Raw genomic sequence first — 12,673 nt, 5'->3', positions numbered from 1 at the left:
GTTTTACTCGCGACGGCGCGACGCCAACGGCCTGCCCAATCACGCCAGCGCCGCTTCACCAACACGAAACTGCGCGACGGCATCGCCGAGCCGCGTGCTCTGATCCTCGAGCGACAGCGCCGCGGCGGCGGCCTCCTCGACCAGCGCGGCGTTGCGCTGCATCGTCTGCTCCATCTGGATGACGGCGGCATTCACCTGCTCGATGCCGGACGTCTGCTCGTCGAATGCGATGCTGGTCTCGCCCATGATCGCGTTGACGCGCTCGACCGCGGTGACGAGTTCGGACATCGCCGAACCGGCGAGCGCGACGAGGCCGCTGCCGTCCTCGACGCGCTGCGTCGAGTTGCCGATGAGCTCGCGGATTTCCTTCGCCGCCGATGCGCAGCGCTGCGCGAGCCCGCGCACCTCGGTTGCGACGACCGCGAAGCCGCGCCCCTGCTCGCCCGCGCGCGCCGCTTCGACCGCGGCGTTCAAGGCGAGGATGTTGGTCTGGAACGCGATGCTCTCGATCACGCCGACGATGCCGGAGATCCGCGCGGAGCTGTGCGAGATCGCGGACATCGTTTCCACGACGCGCTGCATCGCGTCACCGCCTCGCGCGGCGATGCCGGCCGCGCCTTGCGCGTAAGTGCGTGCATCGCGCGCGTTGTCCGCGTTCTGGCGCACGGTCGCGGTCAGCTGCTCCACGCTCGCCGCCGCCTGTTGCAGCGACACGGCCTGCTGCTCCGTGCGCGCGGACAGGTCGACGTTGCCGCTCGCGATCGTGCGCACATCGCCGACGATCGTCTCCGTGCTCGTGCGGACCTGCGTCACGGTTTCGACGAGGCCGTCCTGCATCCGCTTCAACGCGTTCAGCAGATACGCCATTTCGTTTTTGCCGGGAATGACGACCGTGCCGGTCAGGTCGCCTTTCGAGATCCTGTCGAAGTGGTCGACGGCGAGATGGATCGGCTCGATGATCGCCTTCGCGAGCACGCGCTGCGCGAGGAAGCCGACGATCAGCGCGAACAGCGCGACCGCCGCCATCGCCCACACGATCCGGTGGAAGCGCGCGCCGGCCGCGTCGTAGCGCGCCTTCTGGCGCGCGACCTGGAACGATTCGAGCGCGTCGATCGCATACTGGTAGGCCGTGAACAGCGCCGGTTGTGCGGTGCGATGCGTGTCGAGGAAGTCGAACGCGTTGTCTTGGTCGAGTTGCGACATCGCCTTCAGGAACACCTGGTCGAGCAGTGTGCGACGACGCGTTTGCAGCGTGTCGAACAGGGTTTGCTCGTCGGCGTCGCGTGCATGCAGGCGCGTGTACGCGTCGAGTTCGTCGTTGCTCTGTTTCAGCAGCGTGTGAAGTTGCGCGATTTCCGCCTTCGCGGGCTGGCCGGCGCTGATGATCTGCGCGACGTCGCTCACGCGCTCGCGCAGCACGAGCATGCGCTCCGAGCTGGTTTTCAGGTGCAGCAGCGACGCGGTGTCGTCGCGGTACATCGCTTCGAGCGAGCCGTTTCCGGCATACAGCGCGGCGATGCATGCGCCGACGACCAGGACGAGCAGCGCCGTATAGCCGGCGATGGTCGCGACGAGTCCGCCGCGGATGGTGAGTTTTCGCATGACGTTCCCTTGCCGGCGGCACGATGGGCGGCCGACGGCGGATGTGGATTCCGGAGCACGAACGACGACGGGCGCCGCGTCGCGATGCGGGGCGCCGGGATTGCGAACGAGTTAACGGCGGCGATGACCGGAAGTTTTTATCCGAACGCGACGCGAACCCGACGGAATGCGACAGAAAGGGGAGCCGGCATGCGTTGGCGCGGCGGGGCAGTGTACTGAATGTGAAGGTGGCAGGGCGCGGGTGGGCAGCCGCATCGGTGGCGATTGCAGCTGCCGCACCCGCGTTGCCGTCAGCCGCCGGTCTGGAACCCGAGCGCCGCGGCCTTCGCACGCAGGTCCGAGAACCGGTCGGCGGCGGGATTGGCCGCCAGTTGCGACGGATCGATGCCCGACACCGAGCTGGACGGCGAAGGCGCGGTGGCTCCCGGACACGTTCCGCCGAACGGCCCTTGCGCGACCGTGAACACCGGCGCATCGGTACGCGCCGCGCCGTTGAGATCGAGCGCGTACGCGAGATTGAAGGTCGCCGGATCGCTGCCGCGCACACCGAGCGGTTTCAGGCCGAAGCGCCATTGCAGCAGCGCATGGATCGAGCTCGGGTCGAACGGATAGCGCGTGACCGTGCCGGCACGCACGCGCGGGCCGAGCAGCGCAAGCGGCACGCGAAAGCCGAGCTTGCCGTCGTTGCCGACCGCGTGCTCGTTGTTGCTGATCGGCCGGATCGGCGGCACCACGTGCTCGAGAAAGCCGCCCCATTCGTCGTAGACGATGATCATCAGCGTGCGGCTCCACGTCGGGCTCGTGCGCAGCGCGTCATACACCTGATTGAGAAATGCCTGCCCGTTGCGGATGTCCGCGTGGGGGTGGTCGTCGGCGGACGTACCGGCCTGCTCGCCCGAGAAAACAGGATCGACCATGCAGAACGGCGGCAGCGTGCCCGCCGCCGCATTCGACAGGAACTCCGAAAACGGACGCGAGATGCCGAGATAGCGCGTGCCGTAAAGCGCGGTGAACGGCACGTCGTGGTAGTAGTAGTTGCAACCGACGTTGGCGTCGCTCAGGTTGTCCCAGATCGTGCGCAGCGACGAGTTGTCGACACTGTCGGTGAGGCGGTCGGTGGCACCGCTATGCAGATAGAGGCGATTCGGGATCGTGTCGGTCAGCACGCCGGTGAAGTAGAAGTCGCCGATGGTGTAATTGCTCGCCACCGCGTTGAAGAACGGCAGGTCTGTCGCCGTGTAGAAGCCGATCGGCAGCAGGTCGCCCTGCGTCTGGCTCGTGCCTGGTGTGAGGAGAAAGCCGTTCATCGCCCCCGAGGCCAGCTGTACCCGTCCGCCCTCGTAGCCGTGGTTCGGGTCGTGGTACGCGCACGCCTGATAGCCGTATGCGGGATCGGCCGACAGTGAAAACGGTGCGTGGGTGGCGCCGAACGCGTCCTTGTATTGGCGGTTCGCGGGCATGCCCTCGGCGCCGGGCACCCAGCCCACGAAGTGATCGAACGAGCGATTTTCCATCGTGATCAGCACGATGTGATCGATGCCCGAACTCGCCGGGTCGGGCAACTTCGGCCGCGGCAGGCTGTAGCGATCGCCGGCATTCGGCGAAGGCGTGTCGCCGATTGACGGCGCGGGCGCGTTACCGTCCGGTGAATTGATGTCTCCATCTCCACCGCCTCCGCAACCCGGCAATGCGACACTGCCGGCCACTGCTGCAACACCGGCCAGAAAACGGCGGCGGTTGTAGCGGCGATATGCATTCGACTCGTCCATGACAACGTCTCCTTCGTTATTGGATGCGGCGCTGGCCAGCCGATCACGCATCGCCGCCGCGAAGCGACGCGCACTCGCCGTGCGGAAAAATGCGAGCGGGCGGAAGGCGCAACCTTCATGCCTGCGGGGCGCGTTCGATGCTGGCAGCCGCCGATGCTGTTGCGCGTTCGACGGTCGCTGGGCCTGCGGGCTGCCCCGCTTGCATGTGCGGGTCGCTACTGCGTGTTCGGCGCAGTGCACCATTCGTCGTTTCGTGCGCAACGAGGTCGTAGTCCGACGATTGAACGGCGCCAAAAGCGCAGGTCGTTGGTCAAAAGGAATCGACGATTGATGCATTGCGAGAAGCCGCGCCGTCAGCTTCGTGACGCTATGTCGTTTGCGAACGCGCGGTTGACAGTCGCTGCCGGATTGCGGAGAGTTTCGACATCGTTGTCGCGGGCGCAAGCACGGCGCGCGGGTTCCGTGCGTGTGCAACGAGCAAGACGATGGGGCGCACCCGACTGCCGCGCCGAGCCGAAATCGCTGCACTGTCGATGCCGATGGTTGATGGTCGGCGGACATGCTAGGATTTCCGACAAACAACTTCGGAGACTGCCATGCCGTTCATCTGCGAGAACGTTGAATGCCGTGCCGTGCTGGCTCGAGGGCAAGTCAGGTCACGTGAGGAGGACGCGGGCTGGTGCTTCTACTGCCCGGACTGCAAGGCCAGGAACGAGTTGAAGAATATCGGCGCGGCCGACGGCCCGGTCGAGCTGGTTCAGCCGGAGCGGTCCGGTCTTCCGCACAAGGTCGTCGCGACGGCCCGGCCACTCGAAGACGGCAGATACGCGGCGCAATTGCGCGTTCAGCGCGCGCTCGCGGTGAAAGGCACATACGCGGCCGAAGAGCAGTGGGAGGAACTTGGCGTGTTCCCCGACCCGCAAGAGGCCGTCGCGCATGCGAGGTCCTTCGCAACGGGTCTGCTTGAACCCACGACGTAATCATCGATACCGTCAGTTGTGCTGCGGGTAGTGCCACCGCACTCGCTCGGTAATGAATACGTGTCCTCGGAGCCCCGCACTGTCGTGCGGCTCTGAGCATCTTTACGGTTGCCTGAAACGAAGAAGGGGCGTCGTGCACGCGAGCACGACGCCCCTTTGCATTTCCCGCTCGCAATCCGTCAGTTATGGATATCGAACGAAGTCGGCGAGTCAGCGCGCGGCGCCTGTGATGCGCGCCATGCTGCGCCGGTAGCCGGCCGGCGAGAACGTGGCGTTCAACGCGGCCGTCGACGCGATCACGCCAACGTGCAGCCACCACGCGATCGCGAAGCCGCCGCCCGCGTCGCGCAGCCAGCCGATCAACCATGGGCTCGCGGCGACGATCAGGAAGCCCACGCCCTGCACGAACGCGGCGAGCGCGCCCGCGAGACGCGCGTCGGGCAGATGGTCGAGCGTGACGATCAGGCTCATCGAGAAGAAGCCGCCGAGCCCGAGGCCGACGCTCGTGACCCACAGCCACGGCGCGAACGCGGGCATCGCCGCGAAGCCGACGAAGCCGGCCGCCTGCAACGCGAGCGTGAACCACAGCACAGCGCGGCGATCGTGCGAACGTTTCGCGAGCAGCGGCATCGCGAGCGCGCCGATCGCCTGGAACAGCGCCATCCACGCGAGCAGGTTGCCGCTCGCCTGCGGGCTCATGCCGACGCTGCGATAGAACGCGGGCAACCACGCGACGAGGCTCGCATAGCCGCTGTTGCTGAGGCCGAAGAACAGCGCGAGCTGCCACGCACGCGGAATCCGTGCGAACGCGGCGACGGGCGCCGATGCCGTCGGGGCGTGCACCGCGTCGCGGGGCGCCTTCGCGCGCCACAGCGCGAGCGTGACGAGCGCGGGCACGGCCCACACGGCGAGCGACAGATGCCAACCGCCATGCGCGGCGAGCCATGGGCTCGCGATCGCGCCGAACGCACCGCCGCCGACCAGCGCGGCCGAATAAAGCCCCATCGCGAGCGGCAGCCGGTCGACGAACCAGCGCTTGGCGAGGCCGGGTGCGAGCGACTGGATCACCGCGACGCCCGCGCCCGCGACGATCGCGGTGACCACCAGCCCGCTGCTGCCGCCGGTCCACAGGCGTGCGGTGCAACCCGCGGCGATCAGCGCCAGCGCGACGCTCAGCGCGCGCTGCTCGCCGACGCGCCGCGCGAGCCCGACGCCGATGCCGGCGACGACGCCCATCAGCACGAACGGCAGCGTGGTCAGCAGCGCGGCCGCGCGGAAGCCGAGGCCGGTGTCGGCGCGCACGAGATCGAGCACGGGGCCGAACGCGGTCAGGAACGGACGCAGGTTGAGGCCGGCCAGCCCCAGCAGTGCGAGCGCGCCATAGGATACGGAAGCCGCGTGCGTGCGGGGAACGGCTTGCGCGGTGGCGGGGTCGGTCATCGAGATGCTCCGGAAGGGGCCGGTGGCCCTGTGATGCGATGCCGAAAGGGTAAAGGCGCGCTTGGCCCGCGGAAAATTAAATATTCGACTGGGCGTCAGTGCGGATAGTAATGGCGCGGCGCGGCGTGACAGGGCCGGATAGGCGAGGTCGGCACGGTGGCGGCCGTCGTACGGGCGGTGCGGCGGGTTGGTGCGATGCCGGGGGCACCTTGGACGCGCCGCTACACGGCCGGCGCGTGCGGGTCGCGGGCGTGTTCGCGAACCTGTTCACGGGCGGCGACGAGCGTCCGGATCCGCGCACGATCGGCCGGCGTCGCGGGCGTGAAGACCACGAGGCTCAGATCCGGGCGGCCCGTCACCGAGAACGCCGAGCATTCGAGTCCGATCCGGCCGGCCTGCGGATGACGAATCTCCTTCGTCCCTTCGTCCTGCGAATGAATGTCGTGGCTGCGCCACATCGCATCGAACTCCGCGCTCGCCGCGCGCATCTCGTCGACGAATGCCTGCACGGCCTGCGTCGCGCCGCCGCGCGCGATGTCGGCACGAAACGCGCCCACCGCGAATCGCGCGACGCGTTCCCAGTTCGGCTGCGCGTCACGTACCGCGGCATCGATGAAGATCAGCCGCAGGATGTTGCGCGCGGGCGGCGGCAGCGTGGCGTAGTCGGTCAGCGTGGCGGCGGCCGCGTCGTTCCACGCGACGACGTCCCACGTCGCCGTGCGCACGATCGCGGGGCTGGCGTCGAGCGAATCGAGCACGTGCTGCAGGCGCGGCGTCACGTCGCGGCTCGCGTGATAGCGGACCTCGGGCGGATGACCGAGGCCGATCAGGAACAGGTGCTCGCGTTCGGCGTCGTTCAGCAGCAGCGCGCGGGCGAGCCGCTCGAGCACGTCGGCCGACGGTGCGCCGCCGCGCCCTTGTTCGAGCCACGTGTACCACGCGGCGCTCACGTGCGCGCGCTGTGCGACTTCCTCGCGGCGCAGGCCCGGTGTGCGGCGGCGCGCGACGGGCAGCCCGAGCGCGGCCGGATCGAGTTTCTCGCGGCGGTCCCGAAGGTACGCGCCGAGCAGTTTGTCGGGTGCGTCAGCCATAGCCTGTTAGTTCGTTTACCGGTAAACCGTCACGTCTTCACCGTGCGCGACGCTCGACAGATAGTAAGCCTCTCATTCATCCGGAGGTGCTGAACATGCGTGTCTTTGTTACGGGAGCGTCGGGTTTCGTCGGCTCCGCGGTCGTCGCCGAACTCGTGGCCGCCGGGCATTCCGTGCTCGGCCTCGCGCGTTCCGACGTGGCCGCGGCATCGGTCGCCGCCTTGGGCGCGGACGTGCATCGCGGGTCGCTGGAGGATATCGACAGCCTCACGCGCGGCGCGCAGGGCGTCGATGCGGTGATCCACACGGGATTCAATCACGACTTCTCGCGCTTCGCGGAAAACTGCGAACTCGACCGCCGCGCGATCGAAACGATCGGTGCGGCGCTCGCGGGCTCGACGCGGCCGCTGATCGTCACGTCGGGCCTTGCGCTCGTCGCGCCGGGCCGCGCGGCGACCGAGGACGATCCGCACGTGCCGGTATCGGCCGGCTATCCACGAGCGTCCGAAGCCACCGCGGCCGCGCTGGCCGCGCGCGGCGTGTGCGCGTCGGTCGTGCGCCTGCCGCCGTCCGTGCACGGCGACGGCGATCACGGCTTCGTGCCGCGCCTGATCGCGTTCGCGCGGGAGAAGGGCGCATCGGCGTATCTCGGCGACGGCGGCAACCGCTGGCCCGGCGTGCACCGGCTCGACGCGGCGCGCGTGTACCGGCTCGCGGTCGAGCGCGGTGCGCCGGCCGCGCGCTATCACGCGGTCGCCGATACGGGCGTGCCGTTCCGCGAGATTGCGGAAGTGATCGGCCGCCGGCTGAACGTGCCGGTCGTGTCGAAATCGGCCGCGCAAGCCGACGAGCACTTCGGCTGGTTCGCGATGTTCGCGGGAATGGATGCGCCCGCAACGAGCGAGCGCACGCGCGCATGGCTCGACTGGGCGCCGACGCAGGTCGGGTTGCTGGCCGACATCGACCGGCCGCGGTATTTCGAAACCTGACGCGCGCATGCGGCGTGCCGTCGTTTCCGGTCGGCACGCCCGTCGCGCCCGTGTTCAGACGGTCACGACGATCTTCCCGACCTGCGTGCCGGCTTCCATGTACCGATGGGCTTGCGCGATGTCGTCGAACGCGAACGTGCGGTCGATCGACGGCTTCAGCGCGCCGGCCGCGAGCCCGTCGACGATGAAGCGCTTCGCGCGTTCGAGCCGCTGCGCGTCGCCGGTGATCTCGAACAGCTCGTAGCCGCGCAGCGTCAGATGGCGCGCGAGCAGGTCCATCACCGGCACCGGGATGTCGCGCGTGTCGAGCGCGCCGTACTGGAAGAACGTGCCGTTCGTGCGCAGCGCGCGCAGCAGGTTCGCCGCGGCGGGGCCGCCGACCGGATCGAACGCGATGCGCGCGCCGCGGCCGCCCGTCAGTTCCGCGACCTGCTGCGGCAGGTCCGCAGGGTTGTCGGCGATCACGTGCGCGGCGCCCGCGTCGAGCAGCGCCTGGCGCTTCGCCGCACTGCGCGTCAGCGCGATCGGCACCGCGCAGGCGCGGTTCGCGACCTGGATCGCCGCGAGCCCGACGCTGCTCGACGCGGCGCCGATCAGCACCGCGTCGCCGCGCTCGAGCCCGCCGAGTTCGATCAGCGCACCCCACGCCGTGACGAACATCATCCACGTCGCGGCGGCTTCCACGAACGACAGGTTCTCCGGATGCCGGACGAGCGCATGCACGGGCACGTTGACCACGTCGCCGTACATCCCGTAGTCGGCGAACGAGAATGACGGCACGACGCTCACCGCGTCGCCGACGGCGAACGCCGTCACGTCCGGCCCGACGGCGGCGACCACGCCCGAAGCTTCATAGCCGAGCGACGCGGGAAAGCGCGGCTGGATCGTGTATTCGCCGCTGCGGAACATGACTTCCGCGCGGTTGATGCCGATCGCCTTCACGTGCAGCAGCACTTCGCCGGGGCCCGGCGCGCGGACGTCGACGGTATCGATCTGCAGCACGTCGGGGCCGCCGATACGATGGAAACGAATGACACGGGACATGGCGCTCTCCTTCGATGAACGGGGTAGATGAAGGAGAACTGTAGGCGGGGGAGCGCGGCTGATAAACCTGCACTGGAATCACTGATTGTTATTCGTCGAATAACAATCGCCGCGCGCAAGCATGCGCATGCGCTACACCGGATACCGACGTGCGAACAATTCCGTGAGCCAGTCGATGAACACGCGCACCTTGTCGGGCAAGTGCGCGCGGTTCGGGTACATCACCGAGACGGGTTTCGGCTCGGCCGGCACGCCGGGCAGCAGCTCGATCAGCTGGCCCGAATCGATGCTCGGCTGTAGCGCCGGCCGCAACGCGTGCACGATGCCGAGGCCGGCGAGCCCGCACGACAGCAGCGCTTCCGAGTTGTTCGTGAGGAGACTGCTCGGCAGCTTCACGTTGACGAGTTCGCCGTTCGCGCGGAACGTCCATTCGAGCACCTTGCGATTGGCGCCCGTGAAGAAATTGACCGCGCGATGCGCGCGCAGCTCGTCCAGCGTGTGCGGCAGTCCGTGGCGGACGATGTAGGCGGGCGATGCGCACGTGACCATCGGCACCGCGCCTACCGTCCGCGCGATCATGCTCGAATCCTTCAGCGTGCCGACCCGCACAACGCAGTCGATACCTTCGCCGATCAGGTCGGCCGGCTGGTCGCTCGCGCCGAGCACGAGCTCGATCTGCGGATAGCGCTGCTGGAATTCGGGCAGCGCGGGAATCACGACCGTCTTCGCGAGCGCGACCGCAATATCCAGCCGCAGCCGGCCTTTCGGCACGACGCGCTGCTTCGGGAACGACGCGAACGCATCGTCGATGCTGCCGAGCAGCTGCACGCAGCGCGCATAGAACGCTTCGCCTTCGGCCGTCACGCTGACGCGCCGCGTGCTGCGGTTCAGCAGGCGGATGCCGAGTTCCTGTTCGAGCTGCTGCACGGCCTTCGTGACGGCCGGCCGATGCAGTTGCAGCGCATCGGCGGCCTGCGTGAAGTTGCCGCGTTCGACGATCTGTACGTAGATCTGCATCGTTTGCAGACGGTCCATGGTGCTTCCGGATGTCGTAGCGATCAGCCATCTTCGCACAGGGTTCGACGCGGGTTCGGCGTGGGTGCGAGGCGGGCGACGCGCGCCCGCCGCCCTTCATTCAACCGGATGCAGGTCCTGCAGCAGCGTCGGCACGAGCTCCGACACGGTCGGGTGGATGTGCATCGCGCGGCTGATCGTCGTGTACGGCGCGCCGGCGGCCATCACGTCGAGCAGCGCGTGCACGACCTCGTCGCCCGTCACGCCGAGGATCGACGCGCCGAGAATCGCGTGGCTGTCCGCATCGACGATCACCTTCATGAAACCCTGGCTCTCGCCTTTTTCGACCGCGCGGCCGACGCGCGTCATCGGCCGCGTGCCGACCAGCAGCCGACGGCCGGTCTGCTTCGCTTCCGCGAGCGTCATGCCGACGCGGCCGAGCGGCGGATCGACGTACATCGCGTACGCGGCGATGCGGTCGGACACCTTGCGCGGATCGCCGTCGAGCAGGTTCGCCGCGACGATCTCGTAGTCGTTGTACGCGGTGTGCGTGAACGCGCCGCGCCCGTTGCAGTCGCCGAGCGCCCAGATGCCGGGCACGTTGGTGCGCAGTTGATCGTCGACCGTGATGTAGCCGCGCGAGTCGGTCGCGACACCGGCCTGTTCGAGCCCGAGGTCGCCGGTGTTCGGCACGCGGCCGACCGCGAGCAGCAGATGCGAGCCCGCGACCTCGCGGCCGCCGCCCGCGCAATCGAGGCCGACCACGACGCCGTCGCCGTCGCGCCGCGCATTCAGGCAGTTCGCGTCGAGCTGCACGTCGATGCCTTCGTTCTCGAGAATCTCGCGCACGGCCTGCGACACGTCCTCGTCCTCGCGATGGATCAGGCGCGAGCCCTTCTCGACGATCGTGACCTTCGAGCCGAAGCGGCGGTACATCTGGCCGAATTCGAGCCCGACGTAGCTGCCGCCGATGATCACGAGATGCTCGGGCAGGAAGTCGACGTCCATCATCGTCGAGTTGGTCAGGTACGGCACCGAGTCGAGGCCCGGCATCTGCGGGATCTGCGCGCGCCCGCCGACGTTGATGAAGATGCGCTTGGCCTCGAGCAGTTCGTCGCCCACGCGCACTGCATCGGCGCGCTCGAAGCGGGCGTGGCCCTGAAACACGGTCGTGTTGTCGAGCCCGCGCACCCATTGCTCGACGCCGTGGTTCGAGCGGCCGGAGATCCGGTCCTTGCGCGCCTTCACGGCCTTCATGTCGACGCTGACGGGGCCGACCGACACGCCGTATTCTTCTGCGCGCCGCGCGAGCTGCGCGGCGTATGCGCTCGCGATCAGCGTCTTGGTCGGAATGCAGCCGGTGTTCACGCAGGTGCCGCCGAAGCGGCCGCGCTCGACGATCGCGACTTTCATGCCGGCGCCGGCGAGCCGCGCCGCGAGTGGCGGCCCGGCTTGCCCGGTGCCGATGACGATCGCGTCGAATTGTTGCGTCATGACGTCCTCCTGCGCGGGTTCAACGTGGGAAGGGCGGCGCGCAAGCCGCATGCCGCGCCGGCGCGCGCCTGAACTGCGATGAGCGCCTATGGTAGACCGGTTGGCGTGGGTGTGCGAGTTGCATGGATGCGCGCGAGACGGAACATGCTTCATTCCCGCCCCGTGGCAATGCGTTCCCCGTGATGTGTCCCTGCATCGACCGCCCGCGGCCGGAAGAGCCGGCGGCCGGCGCGGTGTCAACGTTTCGCTCGAGCGGATCGCTTGCGATCCGGCGCCGCGTTGGCTACGTCGACCGGAACGAACGGTGCCTCGAAGTGCTTGACGAGAAAGTCGATGAACGCGCGGGCCCGCGTCGATTCGTTGCGTTGCCCGGGATAGTAGACGAACAGGTCGGCGGACGGCAGGACGACGTCGGGCAGCACGAGACGGAGTCGGCCGCTCTGGATGTATTTGGCGAGATCCCACTCAGAGCGGATCAGGATGCCGTGACCGTCCAGCGCCCAGCGCAGCACGATGTCGCCGTCGTTGCTGGACAGCGAGCCGCTCACCTTCAGCGCTTCGAGGTGATCCTCCTGCATGAAGCGCCACACGCCGAACGCATCGTCGTTCTGCGTGTGGATGATGCAGCGGTGATGCGCGAGATCCTCCTTGCACTGCGGCACGCCGTTGCGCTCGAGATACTTCGGCGACGCACACAGGAACCGGCGATTGCTCATCAGGCGGCGCGCCCTCAAGCGCTGATCCGGCAACTCGCCGAACCGGATGGCCATGTCGAATGCGCCTTCGACGAGGTCGACCGGGCGATCGGTGACCACGAACTGGACATCGACGTTCGGATAGCGCTTCGCGAATTCCGACACCAGCGGTGCGATGGTCGTGCGCCCGAAACCGAGCGTCGCATTGATGCGCAGCCGCCCGTGCGGGTCCGCGGGCGTGCCCGCGATCGCGTCCTCCATCTCGCGCACCTGGTCGAGAATCTGCGTGGCGTACCGCGCGTACATCTCGCCTTCCGGCGTCAGGCTGACGCTGCGGGTGGTGCGGTTAACCAGCCGCTTGCCGAACCGCTCTTCGAGAATGCCGAGCCGCTTGGTTGCCGCGGGCGGCGTGATCCCGAGCGAGCGGGCCGCGCCCGACAGGCTCTTCAGTTTGGCGAGCTGGACGAAGAACTCGAAGTCGGAAGTCGAATCAGTTCTCACTTTGGGTAAAAAATGAAATGAATTAAGGTGAATTATAGGGCGCTCTCCGCGGAC

General features: G+C 68.1%; 10 protein-coding genes. 2 read left to right on the top strand and 8 right to left on the bottom strand.

All coding sequences use genetic code 11. The annotated features are described in order from the left end of the window. Positions 1–39: 39 nt before the first annotated feature. Complete coding sequence (locus SB771_RS03180) at positions 40–1,602, bottom strand: methyl-accepting chemotaxis protein (RefSeq protein WP_410721761.1); 1,563 nt, start codon at positions 1,600–1,602, stop codon at positions 40–42. Between the two features lie 290 nt (positions 1,603–1,892). After that, positions 1,893–3,371, bottom strand: a complete 1,479-nt coding sequence (locus SB771_RS03175) for an alkaline phosphatase family protein (RefSeq protein WP_175662285.1) — start codon at positions 3,369–3,371, stop codon at positions 1,893–1,895. 596 nt (positions 3,372–3,967) lie between these two features. Between SB771_RS03175 and SB771_RS03170 the strand changes: the two genes are divergently transcribed. After that, positions 3,968–4,351, top strand: a complete 384-nt coding sequence (locus SB771_RS03170) for a hypothetical protein (RefSeq protein WP_126226607.1) — start codon at positions 3,968–3,970, stop codon at positions 4,349–4,351. A gap of 210 nt (positions 4,352–4,561) precedes the next feature. Here the strand turns inward: SB771_RS03170 and SB771_RS03165 are convergent, their stop codons facing one another. Both SB771_RS03165 and SB771_RS03160 read right to left on the bottom strand, forming a co-directional pair. Beyond that, on the bottom strand, positions 4,562–5,791 hold the full coding sequence (locus SB771_RS03165; RefSeq protein ID WP_175662284.1) for a cyanate transporter: 1,230 nt from the start codon (positions 5,789–5,791) through the stop codon (positions 4,562–4,564). 221 nt (positions 5,792–6,012) lie between these two features. Beyond that, positions 6,013–6,882 carry a helix-turn-helix transcriptional regulator gene (locus SB771_RS03160; protein ID WP_175662283.1) on the bottom strand — a complete coding sequence of 290 codons (870 nt, stop codon included), beginning with the start codon at positions 6,880–6,882 and terminating at the stop codon, positions 6,013–6,015. A gap of 95 nt (positions 6,883–6,977) precedes the next feature. Between SB771_RS03160 and SB771_RS03155 the strand changes: the two genes are divergently transcribed. Further along, entirely contained in the window at positions 6,978–7,871 is an 894-nt protein-coding gene (locus tag SB771_RS03155; RefSeq protein ID WP_175662282.1) for an SDR family oxidoreductase, read from the top strand. Positions 7,872–7,925: 54 nt separating this feature from the next. Here SB771_RS03155 and SB771_RS03150 read toward each other — a convergent pair whose 3' ends face one another. The 4 genes from SB771_RS03150 to SB771_RS03135 form a co-directional block, all read right to left on the bottom strand. Then, positions 7,926–8,915: a zinc-dependent alcohol dehydrogenase family protein gene (locus SB771_RS03150; RefSeq protein ID WP_175662281.1), complete on the bottom strand. Its 990-nt coding sequence runs from the start codon at positions 8,913–8,915 to the stop codon at positions 7,926–7,928. Between the two features lie 132 nt (positions 8,916–9,047). Continuing rightward, positions 9,048–9,950 (bottom strand): LysR family transcriptional regulator, encoded by a 903-nt coding sequence (locus tag SB771_RS03145; protein WP_175662280.1) that lies wholly within the window; start codon positions 9,948–9,950, stop codon positions 9,048–9,050. 96 nt (positions 9,951–10,046) lie between these two features. Continuing rightward, complete coding sequence (locus SB771_RS03140; protein ID WP_175662279.1) at positions 10,047–11,423, bottom strand: FAD-containing oxidoreductase; 1,377 nt, start codon at positions 11,421–11,423, stop codon at positions 10,047–10,049. A 236-nt stretch (positions 11,424–11,659) separates the two neighbouring features. Beyond that, a complete protein-coding gene (locus SB771_RS03135) occupies positions 11,660–12,619 on the bottom strand; it encodes a LysR family transcriptional regulator (protein WP_175662383.1) in 960 nt (319 codons plus the stop codon). Positions 12,620–12,673: the final 54 nt, after the last annotated feature.

Source organism: Burkholderia sp. SIMBA_051, assembly GCF_046534915.1.
Taxonomy (GTDB): Bacteria; Pseudomonadota; Gammaproteobacteria; order Burkholderiales; family Burkholderiaceae; genus Burkholderia; species Burkholderia ambifaria.
This window is presented reverse-complemented; position numbering and strand designations above follow the sequence as displayed.

Excerpts from the sequence above, each read along its gene's own strand:
- SB771_RS03140 (WP_175662279.1), bottom strand. The coding sequence starts at position 11,423 with ATGACGCAACAATTCGACGCGATCGTCATCGGCACCGGGCAAGCCGGG.
- SB771_RS03165 (WP_175662284.1), bottom strand. The coding sequence starts at position 5,791 with ATGACCGACCCCGCCACCGCGCAAGCCGTTCCCCGCACGCACGCGGCT.
- SB771_RS03145 (WP_175662280.1), bottom strand. The coding sequence starts at position 9,950 with ATGGACCGTCTGCAAACGATGCAGATCTACGTACAGATCGTCGAACGC.
- SB771_RS03160 (WP_175662283.1), bottom strand. The coding sequence starts at position 6,882 with ATGGCTGACGCACCCGACAAACTGCTCGGCGCGTACCTTCGGGACCGC.
- SB771_RS03175 (WP_175662285.1), bottom strand. The coding sequence starts at position 3,371 with ATGGACGAGTCGAATGCATATCGCCGCTACAACCGCCGCCGTTTTCTG.
- SB771_RS03150 (WP_175662281.1), bottom strand. The coding sequence starts at position 8,915 with ATGTCCCGTGTCATTCGTTTCCATCGTATCGGCGGCCCCGACGTGCTG.
- SB771_RS03170 (WP_126226607.1), top strand. The coding sequence starts at position 3,968 with ATGCCGTTCATCTGCGAGAACGTTGAATGCCGTGCCGTGCTGGCTCGA.
- SB771_RS03155 (WP_175662282.1), top strand. The coding sequence starts at position 6,978 with ATGCGTGTCTTTGTTACGGGAGCGTCGGGTTTCGTCGGCTCCGCGGTC.
- SB771_RS03180 (WP_410721761.1), bottom strand. The coding sequence starts at position 1,602 with ATGCGAAAACTCACCATCCGCGGCGGACTCGTCGCGACCATCGCCGGC.